This window comes from uncultured Gelidibacter sp. (assembly GCF_947500795.1).
GTDB lineage: Bacteria > Bacteroidota > Bacteroidia > Flavobacteriales > Flavobacteriaceae > Gelidibacter.
Genome location: NZ_CANMTE010000002.1, coordinates 438,350 through 454,571, shown reverse-complemented (window position 1 = coordinate 454,571; position 16,222 = coordinate 438,350). Strand labels below are relative to the sequence as shown.

The 16,222-nt window shown below is 38.0% G+C and carries 14 protein-coding genes; 5 read left to right on the top strand and 9 right to left on the bottom strand.

The features are described 5' to 3' along the window. Positions 1 to 63 precede the first annotated feature (63 nt). Entirely contained in the window at positions 64 to 1,149 is a 1,086-nt protein-coding gene (locus Q0947_RS07240) for an isoaspartyl peptidase/L-asparaginase family protein (protein ID WP_299394496.1), read from the bottom strand. Between the two features lie 118 nt (positions 1,150 to 1,267). On the opposite strand from Q0947_RS07240, the gene Q0947_RS07235 reads away from it, so the two are divergent. Continuing rightward, positions 1,268 to 2,821: an aldehyde dehydrogenase family protein gene (locus tag Q0947_RS07235; protein ID WP_299394492.1), complete on the top strand. Its 1,554-nt coding sequence runs from the start codon at positions 1,268 to 1,270 to the stop codon at positions 2,819 to 2,821. A gap of 72 nt (positions 2,822 to 2,893) precedes the next feature. Here Q0947_RS07235 and Q0947_RS07230 read toward each other — a convergent pair whose 3' ends face one another. Continuing rightward, positions 2,894 to 3,946, bottom strand: a complete 1,053-nt coding sequence (locus Q0947_RS07230; protein WP_299394489.1) for an endonuclease/exonuclease/phosphatase family protein — start codon at positions 3,944 to 3,946, stop codon at positions 2,894 to 2,896. Positions 3,947 to 4,167: 221 nt separating this feature from the next. Here Q0947_RS07230 and Q0947_RS07225 point away from each other — a divergent pair, with 221 nt between their 5' ends. From Q0947_RS07225 to Q0947_RS07215, 3 genes are read left to right on the top strand one after another with little or no spacing between them, the layout of a single operon-like run. Further along, the gene (locus Q0947_RS07225; RefSeq protein WP_299394486.1) at positions 4,168 to 6,927 is read left to right on the top strand and encodes a TonB-dependent receptor; all 2,760 of its coding nucleotides are present in this window, start codon (positions 4,168 to 4,170) and stop codon (positions 6,925 to 6,927) included. A gap of 36 nt (positions 6,928 to 6,963) precedes the next feature. Next, entirely contained in the window at positions 6,964 to 8,388 is a 1,425-nt protein-coding gene (locus tag Q0947_RS07220) for a DUF5689 domain-containing protein (RefSeq protein ID WP_299394485.1), read from the top strand. 45 nt (positions 8,389 to 8,433) lie between these two features. Continuing rightward, complete coding sequence (locus Q0947_RS07215) at positions 8,434 to 8,808, top strand: hypothetical protein (protein ID WP_299394481.1); 375 nt, start codon at positions 8,434 to 8,436, stop codon at positions 8,806 to 8,808. A gap of 26 nt (positions 8,809 to 8,834) precedes the next feature. Here Q0947_RS07215 and Q0947_RS07210 read toward each other — a convergent pair whose 3' ends face one another. After that, a complete protein-coding gene (locus Q0947_RS07210) occupies positions 8,835 to 9,833 on the bottom strand; it encodes an endonuclease (RefSeq protein WP_299394476.1) in 999 nt (332 codons plus the stop codon). A gap of 73 nt (positions 9,834 to 9,906) precedes the next feature. Here Q0947_RS07210 and hflX point away from each other — a divergent pair, with 73 nt between their 5' ends. Beyond that, entirely contained in the window at positions 9,907 to 11,121 is a 1,215-nt protein-coding gene (hflX, locus tag Q0947_RS07205) for a GTPase HflX (RefSeq protein ID WP_299394472.1), read from the top strand. A 73-nt stretch (positions 11,122 to 11,194) separates the two neighbouring features. Here the strand turns inward: hflX and Q0947_RS07200 are convergent, their stop codons facing one another. The 6 genes from Q0947_RS07200 to Q0947_RS07175 all read right to left on the bottom strand — a co-directional run bounded on the left by Q0947_RS07200 (position 11,195) and on the right by Q0947_RS07175 (position 16,216). Continuing rightward, complete coding sequence (locus Q0947_RS07200; protein ID WP_299394467.1) at positions 11,195 to 12,142, bottom strand: DUF3078 domain-containing protein; 948 nt, start codon at positions 12,140 to 12,142, stop codon at positions 11,195 to 11,197. 81 nt (positions 12,143 to 12,223) lie between these two features. Then, positions 12,224 to 12,730 (bottom strand): DUF2480 family protein, encoded by a 507-nt coding sequence (locus Q0947_RS07195; RefSeq protein ID WP_299394464.1) that lies wholly within the window; start codon positions 12,728 to 12,730, stop codon positions 12,224 to 12,226. 137 nt (positions 12,731 to 12,867) lie between these two features. Next, complete coding sequence (locus Q0947_RS07190; protein WP_299394459.1) at positions 12,868 to 14,703, bottom strand: ABC transporter ATP-binding protein; 1,836 nt, start codon at positions 14,701 to 14,703, stop codon at positions 12,868 to 12,870. A gap of 191 nt (positions 14,704 to 14,894) precedes the next feature. Beyond that, positions 14,895 to 15,218, bottom strand: coding sequence for an iron-sulfur cluster assembly protein (locus tag Q0947_RS07185; RefSeq protein WP_133756813.1), 324 nt, complete (start codon positions 15,216 to 15,218; stop codon positions 14,895 to 14,897). 76 nt (positions 15,219 to 15,294) lie between these two features. After that, on the bottom strand, positions 15,295 to 15,717 hold the full coding sequence (locus Q0947_RS07180) for a SufE family protein (protein WP_299394449.1): 423 nt from the start codon (positions 15,715 to 15,717) through the stop codon (positions 15,295 to 15,297). Between the two features lie 40 nt (positions 15,718 to 15,757). Beyond that, positions 15,758 to 16,216: a hypothetical protein gene (locus Q0947_RS07175; protein WP_299394444.1), complete on the bottom strand. Its 459-nt coding sequence runs from the start codon at positions 16,214 to 16,216 to the stop codon at positions 15,758 to 15,760. Between the last annotated feature and the right edge of the window lie 6 nt (positions 16,217 to 16,222).

Genomic DNA, 16,222 nt, shown 5'->3' with positions numbered 1-16,222 from the left:
GATGGTATTAGGTAGATGCAGAAGCGATAAAGCTTCTGTGAATATTTTGATTACATTAAAAAATTAGTCTTTGTAAATCCCGACCGTTAATTTGCCAGACGCATCCATAGACGCTCTGTACATGCCCGAAGTATTAAATTCCATGACCATATTGCCATCTTTATCAACCGCAACAATACCACCGTCGCCACCTAAATCAGGCACTTTTTTCTGAATAACTTCTCTCGCAGCTTCTTGCAGACTCAAGCCTTTATAGTCCATTAAGGCTGAAATATCATGCGCCACCATCGCACGGATAAAATATTCACCCCAACCCGTACTACTTACGGCACAGGTAGCATTGTTGGCATAGGTACCCGCCCCAATAATTGGCGCATCCCCAATGCGGCCCCAACGTTTATTGGTCATTCCACCTGTGGAAGTTCCTGCGGCAAGATTCCCGTTTTTATCCAATGCCACACACCCGACAGTACCAAATTTTGAATCTTTAATGATCGGATCATAAAAGGCAGTTTTGTCGCGTGCATTCTTAGTGTCTTCAACTGCTTTTACACGTTCTAATGCTTTAAATCGGCTTTCAGTATAAAAATAGGATGGATCCACCAACTCCAAATTTTGTTCTTTCGCAAACAATTCAGCACCTTCTCCCGACAACATCACATGCGGTGAATTCTCCATAACCGCTCTTGCCAAATTAATCGGATTTTTAACAGTTTTGGTTCCCGCGGAAGCACCAGCATTCAATGTTTTTCCATCCATAATTGAGGCATCCAATTCGTTCGTGCCCGCATTTGTAAACACCGCACCTTTACCTGCGTTAAACAGTGGCGAATTTTCCAAAACATTGATGGTTTTCTCTACAGCATCCAAACTTGACCCGCCATTTTTTAATATGTCGTGCCCAACTCTAATAGCCTCTTCTAACTTCGCATTATAGGCTGCTTCATCTTCTGCCGACATATTTTCCCGTAAAATTGTACCAGCGCCACCATGAATGACAATGGCAAATTCATTTACTTTTTTTGATTCAGAATTTTTGGCTTTTGCCGCTTCTGTATGAGTTGATTGTTCTAAAGCCGAAGCCTTCTGATTGTCTTTACAATTCAGAAAAAAAAGCATTAAAAGCGGGAAATAAATGAGGTTTTTCATAGCATAGGTATTGATATTCAGCCTTAAAGTTAGCATTTTTTTAAGGAGTTAAGGCTTCTAAAAGCGACATATTATTGTTATCTTCGCAAACATCATTAATTAATTAAAAAATATATATATGCAAGCAGTTGCTACAGATTTTGGAATTGAAAAAGCCCTAAAAGCATTAGGCGTTAAAGATATAAATGAAGGCACTTCAACAGGCTCAACTAGTTTTTCTAACGGCGAAGTTATTGAGAGCTATTCACCAGTAGATGGAAAACTGATTGGTAAGGTAAAATCTACGACCAAAGAAGATTACGATAAAGTGATGGACGCTTCTACCAAAGCTTTCAAAACTTGGAGAGACGTACCAGCACCTCAACGTGGTGAGATTGTACGTCAATTTGGAAATAAATTAAGAGAATTGAAGCAACCTCTTGGGAAGCTCGTGTCTTATGAAATGGGAAAATCACTGCAAGAAGGCTATGGTGAGGTACAAGAGATGATTGATATTTGTGATTTCGCAGTAGGTTTGTCTCGTCAATTAAATGGACAAACCATTCCGTCTGAGCGTCCAGGTCACGTGATGAGAGAACAATGGCACCCAATTGGTGTTGTTGGGATCATTTCAGCATTTAACTTTCCTGTTGCTGTTTGGGCTTGGAATACAGCACTTGCGTGGATTTGTGGTGACACTTGTGTTTGGAAAGCTTCTGAAAAAACACCTTTATGTTCTATAGCCTGTCAAAATATAATTGCAGGAGTTTTAAAAGACAACGATTTACCTGAAGGGATTTCTTGTATCATCAATGGCGATTATAAGGTTGGTGAATTCATGACAAAAGACCATAGAATTGCACTAGTTTCTGCAACAGGTTCTACCAGAATGGGACGTATTGTTGGTACGACTGTAGCGGAACGTTTTGGAAAATCATTATTAGAATTAGGGGGCAACAATGCCATCATTATCACACCATCTGCCGATTTAAAAGTGGTCGTTCCGGGTGCTGTATTTGGTGCTGTTGGTACTGCAGGACAACGTTGTACCTCAACACGTCGTTTGATTATTCACGAATCAGTTTACGATAAAGTTAGAGATGCCATAGTTGGTGCTTACGGTCAGATAAAAATCGGGAATCCTTTAGATGAAAACTATCATGTGGGACCAGTAATTGACAAAGATTCTGTAAAAACGTATTTAGCAGCTATTGAAAAAGCAAAAGCTGAAGGCGGAAAAGTATTGGTTGAAGGTGGCGTTTTAGAAGGCGAAGGCTTTGAAAGCGGCTGCTATGTAAAACCAGCAATTATTGAAGCAGAAAATCATTATGAAATTGTGCAACACGAAACGTTTGCCCCAATTTTATATTTGATGAAATATTCTGGTGATGTAGAAAATGCAATTCAAACACAAAATGGTGTGGCCCAAGGGTTATCTTCTGCTATTATGACCAACGAAATGAAGGAAGCAGAGAAATTCTTGTCTTACGCTGGTTCAGATTGTGGAATTGCCAATGTAAATATCGGAACTTCAGGTGCTGAAATTGGTGGTGCATTTGGTGGTGAAAAAGAAACAGGTGGCGGACGTGAGTCTGGATCTGATGCTTGGAAAGTGTACATGCGCCGTCAAACAAATACCGTTAATTATTCTGACGAATTACCTTTAGCACAAGGCATCAAGTTTGACTTGTAAGAGATCTCATTTTTATAAATTTATAAAGCCACTTTCGTTTGAAAGTGGCTTTTTTTTATTTCTATATAGTAGTTATGGCACTTCTTTAATCAGATAGACGTACACGGGAAAATGGTCACTAAAACCACCCGTAAATCCGCCATCTGAAAAACTTCTAAACGGATACCCTTTCCAACGTCCGCGTTTGGTAGTCAAGTAATTCTTATTATAGATAAAGGCTTTGTAAAATCGGAATGACGAATAATCCTTTTCCAATAAAGATTGCGACATTAAAATCTGATCGAACAAACTCCAAGCATCACGATATGCCGTTGTGCCCAATCCGTTTTTATGGAAATTTTCATACGGATTGTAGAGGTCTTTTAAATTTAGTTGTTCCTTATCAGGCTTTGCATTCAATACCTCTTTTAAACTCGCATTGTTGGGGTCATCATTTAAATCGCCCATCGTAATAATCTTGGCGTAGGGATCGACAATCTGCAAAGAATCAATAAGTCTTTTATTGAGTTTCGCTGCGGCAATTCGCTTACTACGACTACGTTCTTCGCCACCACTTCGCGAAGGCCAATGGTTGACGATAATATGAATCAAATCGCCATCTAGTTTTCCACTAACCAAAAGTTGATCTCTTGTATGCACGCGATTCTTAGTTGTTTCATCATAAATTTTTAAGGTATGACTACTTGTGGAAATCGGCTGAAAAAGTGCCTTTTGATAAATCATGGCCACATCAATGCCGCGTATATCTGGAGATTCATAATGAATAATGCCATAATCCTTGCCTAACAATAGCGGATCATTAACCAAATCGACCAAAACACTTCTATTTTCAACTTCTGAAACTCCCAAAATAGCCGGCCCATTATGAGCGCCATCAGCGCCTATATCCGCAATAACACGCGCCATGTTGCTCACCTTTTTTTCATACACCGCTGAGCGTCCCGTATTTAATTCCATCATCGGGCTCGACTCATCAAACTTGATAGGATCATTGATAGTATCAAAAAAGTTTTCCAGATTGTAAAACGCTACGGTATGAATCTTAAATTTCTTTGGCTCTTGTGACCACAGATTGGAAGCAAACACTACTAACACAAGACTGAAGCATAAGGTCTGTAATTTCATTTTACAAATTGTTTTTGTGTGCTTGCAATATTCCTGAATCAAATGTAAATCTTTATTATAAATAACCTACATTTGATACTGCTAATTATCTGATTTTTAAATAAACAGAGCAATTATTTCAAATGTTATCAATCTGACAATTTTGTAAGAATACCTACACTTAGATAACCATCACTTCTTGTCAGAACTCGAGTTTGACATATCAAATAAAAAAGTAGCCTATGAAAAATTATACCATGCTTTTTTTATTTGGTTGTTTTGCCTTTTCTGCAGTCGCTCAACAAACTGTTTTAAGAGGAAGTGTTATAGATGGCACAACCCTCTCTCCCATTCCTGGCGTAAAAATCACCATTGAGGAAACACTTCAAACCACAGAAACTGATGCTGAAGGAAAATTTAGTTTTACGGCAACTATTCCGTTAGGAGAACAGATTCTAAAAATTGAAAAAAGTGGGTACCTTACAAAACGGTTTCCCATCATCATTTACGAGGGTCAAACTTTGGATATCAGCGATATGATGCTTGATATTAACGTTGCTGATTCGGTGGACATGTTTACCGTTACACTTTCTGACGACGAATTGAATGACGACACAACGGGCGGTGCCGACAATGTTTCTGGGCTTTTACAATCTTCACAGGATATCTTCCAACGAACAGCAGCTTTTGAATTCAGTTCCTCCTTTTTTAGCATTAGAGGCTTGGGCTCTGAAAATGGCACTATTCTGATGAACGGGATTGAAATGAACAAATTGTATAATGGCAGACCGCAATGGAGCAATTGGGGCGGTTTAAATGATGTGGTCCGAAATCAAGAATTAGCGACCAACTTAACGCCCTCAAACTACACGTTTGGCGGCGTGCTTGGGTCAACCAATATCAATACCCGAGCTTCAGAATATAAAAAAGGTGGCCGATTAACCTATTCATCTTCTGACAGAAGTTATACCAATCGTGTGATTGGCAGTTACGCTACAGGAATGATGCAAGGTGATTGGGCAATAGCTGCAGCTGTCGGCAAACGCTGGGGAGAGGAAGGTTTTCAAGAGGCTACTTTTTATGATTCCAATTCGTTTTTCGCAGCTATCGAAAAGAAAATTGATGAGAAACATAGTCTTAACCTTACCACCATTTATACGCCAAACCGTAGAGGAAAATCATCACCCAACACTCAAGAAGTTTACGATCTTAAAGGCATTACCTATAATGAATATTGGGGTTATCAAAATGGTGAAAAGCGAAATTCACGCGTGAAGGAAGTCAGCGAACCTATTTTGATGCTCAATCATTATTGGGAAATAAATAAGAATACGACCCTGAACACCAACATAGGCTATCAATTTGGCAAAACGGGAAATAGCCGTTTGGATTATCCTGGAGGCGCCAACCCTAGTGGCGCCTATTATCAAAAACTGCCTAGTTATGCGTTAGCCAATTCTAATGGCCCTGATTATACCACCGCGTATCTTTTAGAACAAGAATTTTTGAAAGATGGACAAATTGATTGGCGCAGGATTTATGATGCCAACATCACCAATAATAGCAGCGGATCCTCGGCGGCGTATTTATTGTATGAAGACCGCAATGATGATACACAACTCACAGCTAACACGATTTTTATTTCTGATATCACGGACCACATCACCGTGAATGGATTTTTAAACTTTAACCATCTTAATTCGGATAATTTTGCTGAAATCACCGATTTATTAGGGGCAAATGGCGCGTTAAATGTAGACTCGTTTGACAACATCCAATATGATTTAAAAAACCCCAATAGAATTGTTGGGGAAGGCGAACGCTTCAGGTACAATTACCTGCTTAACGCGACCGTCATTTCCGGATTTGCCCAGGCACAATTTAAATACAGTAAGGTAGATTTTTTTGCTGCTTTAAATGTCACACAAACCGCTTATCAACGTGACGGACGGTATCAACATGAAGTTTATGAAGAGAATTCGTTTGGAAAAGGTGCTAAATTAAATTTTACCGGTTTAGGTGCTAAAGGAGGAATCACCTATAAAATCACTGGAAAACATGTATTAGCCATGAATGCAGCATACCTCTCAAAAGCGCCTTCACTCAGAAACACCTATTCCAACTCTCGGGAAAATCATAATGTGGTCAAAAATATTACCGAAGAAAAAATCATCTCGGCAGATGCTAGTTATATCTTCCGTTCTTCTATCGTGAAAGCCAAACTTACGGGGTTTTATATGCAGATTGCCGATGCTAACGAAATTTCATTTTATTATGCCAATGGGTTGAGCAGTTTTGAAATCACCGAAAACCAAACCTCAGCATTTGTTCAAGAGATTTTACAGGGTATTGACAAGCAACATTTTGGAGTAGAATTGGGTATTGAGGCACAAATTACACCAACAATTAAATTAAAAGGTGCTGGCTCATTAGGTCAATATACCTATAGCAACAACCCAAATTTATACTTGACGTCTTCGAGTTTTACCAATCCTAGCGGTATCGAAATTGGGGAAGCATCGTTAAAAAATTACAGATTGTCCAACGGACCTCAAACCGCTTATTCTGTCGGCTTTGAATATCGTGACCCCGACTATTGGTGGTTTGGAGCTACTGCCAATTTTTTCGATGACACCTATGTAGACACCAACCCGTTAACCCGATCTCGAAATTTTTATACTGATGCTGATGGATTGCCTTTTATTGATTATGACCCTGAAGTGGCAAAACAGCTTTTAAAACAAGAGAAATTTGATCATTATATGATTGTAAATCTTGTTGGCGGAAAATCTTGGAAGATAGACCACTATTATTTAGGCTTTTTTGCGAGCATAAACAATTTGCTAGACACCGTACATAAAACAGGAGGATTTGAACAAGGCAGAAATGCCAATTACAGAGAGTTAAAGGAAGATGCCAATCACGATACGCCTGTGTTTGGTTCAAAATATTGGTACGGACGAGGTGCCACCTACTTTTTAAACGTGTATGTGAGATTTTAAAATCAAATTTTAAATAAGAAATCAAAAAGAGCTGCCATGATTAAGATATATAAAGTATTCCGGGTATTCGTTATTATGGCAGCAATATTTGCTACAACTTCATGTGTACAAGACGACGATTTTTCAATCCCAGAAGATTTGGGAATTGAAGAAAATAAAGGCTTAGACGCACTTCTGACAAGTGGTGCTACTGAAATTTCCTTTACAGATTTGAAAGCAAAATATACCAACAACAATTCGCTCCCGGTGCTTATTGATAATAACATTTACATCAAAGGATATGTGAGTTCCTCTGATAAATCAGGAAACTTTTTTAAGGAACTATTTATTCAGAATGCAGCACAACATCCTACGGCGGGCATCAAGGTTATCGTGAATCAAGTGGACAGTTATAACCAATATAACTTTGGAAGAGAGGTTTATATCAAATTAAAAGGGCTGTATATTGGTGAAGAACGCGTGGGAAATGGTGTGGTAACCATCGGCGGAACCACAAAAACCAATCAATTCGGTACTATTGTTCAACGCTTAACTGAGAATCAGAGAACCCAAAACATGTTTCGATCTTCAACAACCTTAGAAATGATGCCGTTAGCGCTTACACTTTCTCAAGTAAACAGTAGTCACATCGGCATTTACGCAAAGTTGAGCGGGGTCGAATTCCCCACCAACCTAGATGGGAAACGTTATTTTGATTCTAAAGAGGATTTTGACACGTTAAGACAGCTTCAAAGTTGCTCAGGAACAATTGGGTATTCAAAGTTCACTTTAGAAACAAGCTCCTTTGCTGCGTTTAAAGATGTGTTGTTACCTACAGGAAATGGGAGTATAGCAGGCGTTGTTTCAAAAACATATGATGGCACCAAATTAGTAATCGCTTTAAACGATATTACCGATATTTCCATGACCAATAGTAGATGTACACCCTTAAAAATGGACGATTTTACTGTGATATTTAAGGAAGATTTTGAATCTGCGAAGCATAATACCAATTTAAATTTTAAAGGTTGGACAAACTTTGCCGAAGCGGGCACTACAAAATGGCGTGAGAAAAACCTTGAAGGCAATGGCTTTACTGAATTCGGCACTTTTGGTTCGCGCGCTCCATTAAATATCGGGTGGTTGATAACGCCTGGGTTCAATATGAATGCACAATCTAATGAGTTTTTATACTTTAGGGCAGCACAACATCATTTGGATTCTCCCAATAACACTCTTGAAGTAATGGTCTCTACAAATTATAACGGTACAAATGCCCTGGATGCTACTTGGATTGCCGTAGAAGCCGCCCTCCCATCTCAAAGCAACCCTTGGTATGAATATGTCTACTCCGGCTTGATTGATCTTTCCTCATATACAGGGACCTTGCATGTCGCCTTTAAAGTGACAGGATCAGGAACCGACACCACCTTGGATGGATCGTACCAAATTGATGATGTATTTCTTTTAACGTCAGACTAAAATAACTTTACGATGAAGAGGTTTATTTGATTATTTTTGCCGCCTATGACGATTTTCGACCAATTATTTTTCAATAGTTTTAATAACTATAAGAAGACTGCCTATAAGGCGAAGGCTAATAAAATTTCTATTTTATACATCACTCTTGTCCAAGCCTCATTACTTCTGGTTTTAGGGGTCTTTTTTGCAGAGTTTTTCAAACAAATGCATGTAGACACCATGTCTGCAACAAACGCCTGGATACTGCTTGTGTTTGCGTTCTTTATCCTATATTTTATAAACTGGATTCAATACAGCGGCAAGAAACGTAAAATCATGAATGCCATCCAAAAGAAATCCTCGGGTTATAGCACGCTGACTCTATGGCTAATTCCTGTAGTAGCTGTGTTTTTGGCGGTATTATTCTTGAAAGTGATTTAGAAATTGGTTTCCTATCTAAAACCATTTTAATGCTCAGCAACAAATTCATTACCGTTTAACAGCCCTGTTTTACGCTCTAATTGGACGTAGACTGGAAAGTGATCACTATAACCACCTTTATATTTTTTGCCCTCATAGGTTCTAAAAGGTTGCCCCTTATATTTACCTTCATATTGGGTTAAAAATTTATCATCAAAAATATCGGCCTTCAAAAATTGAAGTCCACCATTTTGAGGCGACAATAAATTGTTGGTCATCAAAATCTGATCAAATAAAATCCATTTGAAGCTATGATTCGCACTGCCTCTTGTGTAAGATAGCAACGATTCCATCGGATTATAAAGCTGATGCGCATTCTTTAAATACTGAATACTTTCGTTTTTAGGATTATCATTAAAATCGCCCATCACCATAATTTTTGCATCGCGTTCTTCCTTAAGAATGTCATTCATAAGATCGATAACTCGCTGAGCAGCCGTCATGCGTTTATGACCCGTTGCATCGGACTCTTGGTGTCTGGACGGCCAATGATTGACCAAAACATGAATTCTTTCGTCCTTTAAATAGCCACTAACTTTAAGAATATCCCTTGTATAATCCCTAACGCCAACTTCGCTCTCAACATGAAGCATGATAGTTTCAGAAGACTCTAACCGAAAACTGCTTTTGTCGTACAGCAAAGCCACATCAATTCCTCTTTCATCGGGCGAATTATAATGTACAAAGTCGTAATTATAAGGTTTTAGGTACCTACTCTGCACCAAATCGGTCAACACCTTATCATTTTCAACTTCTGCCAAGCCAACGAGTGCTGGAGGCTTTTGTGCATCCGTAAAGCCTATTTTAGAAATGGCTTTTCCTGTTTTATAGATTTTATTTTCATACCGCTCTTTATTCCATTTTTTCGTTGTCTTTTCTAGAAAATCGGCTTTCAAAATAAGCGGATCATCTATGTGATCAAACAGATTCTCAGTGTTGTAAAAGGCAATGGTATGAATATCAGAATTGGGATGTTGAGGAATCACTTTAATAATTTAAGTCCTAAAAATACTAAATGATAGCCAATCAATTATGTAACTTTGTGTTTTAATCAGATTTATGCTAGAGAAAAAAGATATTAATTTAGAGAAAGCCGTTTTAATTGGTGTTGTCACCAAGGCACAGAATGAAGAACAGTCTAAAGAATATTTAGATGAACTCGAATTCTTAACGTATACCGCTGGCGGGGAAGTCGTAAAACGCTTCACACAAAAAATGGAAATGCCAAATCCTAAGACCTTTATTGGGACTGGGAAAATGCAGGAAGTCGCCGAATTTATCAAAGAGAACGAGATTGGGACTGCCATTTTTGATGACGAATTATCAGCAGCACAAGAACGCAATATTAGTAAACTATTAGAATGCAAGGTATTGGATAGAACCAACCTTATCCTCGATATTTTTGCCCAACGTGCACAAACAAGTTACGCGAGAACACAGGTTGAATTAGCACAATGCGAATACTTACTTCCACGCCTAAAAGGAATGTGGACGCATTTGGAACGTCAAAAAGGTGGTATTGGAATGCGTGGTCCTGGGGAAACTGAAATTGAAACGGATAGACGTATTGTTCGCGACAGAATTTCACTTTTAAAGGAAAAAATCAAAACTATTGACCGTCAACAGTCGGTACAACGTGGCAATAGAGGTCAGTTAGTACGCGTTGCATTGGTGGGGTATACCAACGTTGGGAAATCTACATTAATGAACGTCATTAGTAAAAGCGAAGTGTTTGCAGAAGATAAATTGTTTGCAACCTTAGACACCACTGTGCGAAAAGTAGTTATTGGCAACCTTCCGTTTTTAATGACGGATACCGTAGGTTTCATTAGAAAGCTTCCTACGCAATTGGTAGAATCCTTCAAAAGCACGTTAGATGAAGTTCGTGAGGCCGATTTGCTATTACATGTGGTAGACATTTCGCACCCTAACTTTGAAGACCAAATTGCCTCAGTTGATAAAATTCTAGGTGAAATTGACAGTGCAAATAAGCCAACCATTATGGTTTTCAATAAAATCGACGCTTATGAAGCTGTACCTTTTGACAAAGATGATTTGGTTGCGGTAAGAACCAAGGCAAATTATTCACTTGAGGAATGGAAAAAGACCTGGATGAATAAAATTGGGAATGACGCCATTTTTATTTCTGCGTTAAACAAAGAGAATATGGAAGCGTTTAAAAAACGTGTGTATGATGAAGTAAGAGACATTCACGTGGCTCGTTTCCCTTATAACAACTTTCTTTATCCAGATTACCAAGAAGAGGAAGAATAATCACTTCAATACATTACAAACAAAAAATGCTACCCAATCAGGTAGCATTTTTTTTATGAAGGTAGTGTTGAACTTAGAATTTGTAAGTCAAACCTACTGTATAATATGTTTGTAAATCATTGTCTACATTATCAAATGTAGGCTCTGTTTGTGCTGGAACAGCAATTGGGTTGTATTTTCCATATGCATAGTTTAAAGCCTCTTGTTTGTTGCTTCTTAATGCAAAGTCAAATCCTACACCAATATTCTTCCAAAGTGTGTAGCTAAATGCGTTGCTCCATGTCCAGTTAGATAAATCTGAATCTTCGTAGCTGTAAAAAGCAGACAAGTTAGATTTAAAGTTAATCGCACCAATTTTTCTTGTATAGTCAGCCACAACTTTAGCACCTAAAGATGAATTGAAGATAGCGTCATTGTCAGCAAATACAAAGTTGTAGTTCAATGGGTGGATCACAACAATTAAATTGTCAGTTGGTGTCCATGTAAAACCAACACCTAAATCTAAATATCCAGGATCGTTGAAGTTGTTAAGGATAGTAGTTCTGTATTCTCCTAAAGCAGAAGCAGCCCATTTATCGCTCAATTTTCTTCCGTATAAAGAAGAGATATTGAATACGTCAGTTGATGGTCTGAAACTATCATCATCATTTGGATTGTCTTTATCATCAAACTTAACCCACGCTAAGTTAACTGTTAAAGAGTTTCTCCAGAAATAAGTATCCTCTAACTTATTTGCATAAGCATTAAAGTTGATACCGATGTTACCTGAACTGTTGTTAGGCGATCCTTGAGAATACCAATTGTTGAAGTTTGATAAACTTCCACCAATCACACCAAACGCACCTTTTTTCCAACCTGGAAGGGCGTCAATTTGTGCTTGAATTGCATTTGCTTCAGCTTGTGCTGCATCAGCAACTGCTTGTTTTTCTGATTTCTGAGCTTGTAGCTCCTCTTTGGTTTGTGCAAAACCAAATGACATAGTCAACATTAAGACAAAGCTTAATAGTACTTTATTTCTCATAATTCACTGTTTTAAATTCTACTAATTTATTTTAAAAGCGTGCAAAGATACGATAATATTGAAATGTCTTCAAAAGGATTATTATTTCCTTTTGTACAAGGGCACCGAAGAGCAGGCTTCGCCATACATAATGGACCTTGCAAGTGGTTTTAATTTTTGGGACAGCATGATGTAAGCATTCGTAGGTACAGGCTTGTTGGAACATCCTTTTATGATCAGCGGTTGATCTACAAAAGCAGAGGTATCCAAATTCTGAATAATCTCCTGATAAATTGAAGTTTCCAATTGCTCCAAATCGCCAATAACGATACTTTTCGCATAGGGTTCCAAATTCATCGTGATCAACATATAGGCCCAACCTGGGATAATAGCATCTGATGAACAGGTTAACGCCACATAATGACCTTGATATTGCTCCCAGTCATGTTGCTTAACATGTTCTCTAAAATCCTTTTCACGCAACACTAATTCCTGAAACAACCAATCTTTAATATCAAGAACAGTACGCGGGCCTTTCGGATAATAATCTTCAAGATCTACAACCACCAATTTACTATTGGCTACTCTATTGATAATTTCATTTTCCATATTACAAAAATAAGCTATTTATTAATCCCTTTCTATTTTGAAACTACTTGGTGCACTGATAGGATAACGCATCGCGTCAACGCCTTCCGAATTTTTATGATTTTTTGATTTATAATGTCGTGTGGAGAATCACCTTACTATTGATAGCCTTCCGCTTGCAACTGAAACAATTGCGCATACAAGGCGTCATTTCCCATCAATTCTAAGTGAGTGCCTATTTCTAAAACCTTGCCTTCTTCCAACACCAAAATTCTATCAGCTTGTCTTACGGTGCTAAACCTATGGGAGATAATAATGCTCGTTTTACCTTGCGTTAAGCCAATAAACCGTTTAAAAACATCACTCTCCGCTTTGGCATCTAATGCTGATGTAGGCTCATCTAAAATCATGACCTCAGCATCTTTCATATAAGCTCTTGCCAACGCTACTTTTTGCCATTGCCCACCAGAAAGTTCCTGACCTTTATAAAAACGTTTCCCAAGTTGTTGGTCATAACCTTTTTTAAAGCCTGCAATCACCTCATCGGCCAAACTTAATCGAGCTGCATTTTCAATTTTCTCTTGATTGTCCAATTCTGAAATATCACCAATGGCAATATTCTCTCTAACCGTAAATTCATAGCGGAAAAAGTCTTGAAAAATCACCCCAAAAAACTCCTGATATTCGTCTCTTTTATAGCGGTTAATATTGATGCCATCCAACAATATCTCACCAGAAGTGGGCTCATAAAAACGCAACATAAGCTTGGTAAGCGTTGTTTTACCGGCACCATTTTGACCTACAAACGCCATTTTTTCTCCCACTGCAATTTTAAAACTGACCCCTTTTAAAATTTCATGCTCAGAATCAGGATACGAGAAACGAACGTTCCTAAATTCGAAACCTGTCTGTATCTTTTTAGGCAACGGTTGATCTTCACTATGTTTTGGTTCGATGGAAATATCGATAAATTCGAAGTAGTCTTTCAAATACAGCGCACTTTCAGTAATTCTTGTGAATTTTGAAAAGAAATCCTGAAGATTACGCGTCAATCGATTGAAGGATCCGGATAAGAAAGTCAATTCCCCAAGTGTGATCACACCAGAAATAACGCGATAAATGATAAAAATATAGGCACCATAATAGCTAATTGTACCTAAAACGTTGAAGACAAATCCTAGAGCGGAGCGTTTGATCGCTAGTTTTTTATTCAGTTGAAAATATTCTTCGGATAGGTTTTTAAACCGATCTACGATAAAATCAGTCAACCCAAAAAGTTTAATTTCTTTAGCCGTTACGTTGTTGGCACCGATAAATCGGAGATAATCGAGTTCGCGACGTTCCGCAGTCCAACCTCTTGCCAAAGAATATTGCTCCTGACTGAACCAAATTTCGTTGATGAAAGAGGGAATAATGCTCAACACCAACAAAATAATCAGATAGGGTTCAAAATAAATTAAACCTGCGATAAGCGTTATAATGGAAATCAGACTTTGCACTTCCCCAAGCGCGTTCGATAATAACCCGACACGGCCTGCGGTTTGCATTCTGGCACGTTCCAATTTATCATAGAATTCAGAATCTTCCAAGAGACTGATGTCTATTTGATTGGTTTTTTTGATGATGGTGACAGATGAATCAATTGAATAGGCATCGCCCAGTAGCCCATCTGTTAGAGAAATGGCACGACTCATCAAATCCGAAAGCACTATGAGTCCGAATTCAATTGCTACATAGGTCCAAAGTTGGGTTAAATCAGACGTATCAATTTTGGTCTGAAGAATGATCTCATCAATGATAAGCTTTCCAACCCATAAAATGATGACAGGCAAGAGCGCTCCAATAAGTCGGCAAAACGCAGATAAAAGAAATAATTTTTTATTGGTTGCCCAAATCTCCTTAAAGAAACGCGGAATGAACACCAAGGCACTAAAAGACTTCTTTAAACTTGTTTTGTCTTTATCTTTTAATGATTTAGGATTGTGTCTTGGCATTGTTGGGTATCAAGGTTTAAACGGTGGCTGATAAATTTCTTAATTAGGCTAATGGGCAACTAAGAACGTTTTTGAAACTCTCAATTGTGACCATCAAATTCCATATCAAAAAGTTGAAAGCTATCGACTAAATACTATCAACTGAAAACTGCAAACTGAATACTGCAGTCTGCAGACTAAACTAGACTAAACTAAAGCATGCCCAATTCTAAGCGTGCTTCTTCGCTCATCAGTTCTTGCGTCCAAGGCGGATCGAAAGTAATTTCAACAATAGCAGATTTTACTTCGTTTAAGGATTTCACTTTTTCTTCAACTTCCAAAGGCAAGGTCTCTGCAACAGGACAGTTTGGAGTGGTTAAAGTCATCAGAATTTTCACATCCATATCTTCATTGACATACACATCGTAAATCAATCCAAGTTCATAAATATCTACTGGAATTTCTGGATCGTAAATTGTTTTTAAAACTCTTACTATTTTTTCGCCTAAGGCGGTAACATCTATTGTATCACTCATTTTTTTTAAAGTTTAGGAGTTAACGAGTTTAAGAGTTTAGGGGTGTAAAAACATCTAAATCTTAAAGCTTCTTAGCTCAATTTAATTGGGTTTGGTATGCAATAGCATACATTTTTAATTGCTTGATCATACTCACCAATCCGTTGGCACGTGTTGGCGACAAATGTTCTTTAAGACCGATAGCATCAATAAAGTCAGTATCAGCTGCAATAATATCTTTAGGTTCTTGATTAGAAAAAACGCGAATTAAAATAGCGATGATTCCCTTGGTGATAATAGCGTCACTATCTGCAGTAAACACAACTTTATCATCTTTCATTTCAGCATGGACCCAAACTTTACTTTGGCATCCTTTTATAATGTTGTCCTGCGTTTTGTATTGCTCATCAATCAACGGCAAGGTTTTACCAAGATCTATCATATATTGGTAGCGTTCCTCCCAATCTTCAAACATTGAAAACTCGTCTATCAGGTCTTCTTGTATGGCTTTTATAGTCATTCTAAAATTTTCTACAAAGTTACAATTTATCTATTGTTTTTCAGAGCTTTTCCTTGATGCTTAATAACTTATTTACCAATGCCTTGATCTCTTGTGGCGGATTTCCGTGATCAAATTCGCTACTTTCAACTTCAGCCTGCTTTGTTTTGATAATTAAACTACCAATTGGCGCTCCATCCGAAAATCGTTTTTCAGAAGGCGCTTTCAAATTTGGCAAGGCATCAAGATTGATAGCATTTTTAAGAGCCATCAGTTCTTCCCAAACGGCCTTAGAAATTTGAGCAGTTTTTACATTGTTTAATTCGCGGTTATCAGCAAAGAATATTCCTGTCTGATCTGCCCATACTTTTTCGTAAAAACCTCTCGTTTGCGCTTCATATGTAATGGTCAATTCCTCCTGATTTTGCCCAACTTGTGCGTCTTCAACTTTCGATTCGTTGTTCTGACCGCATTGGTTAGAGAATAAGATTAATGTAAAAATGCTTATTATGATTTTCATAAATTA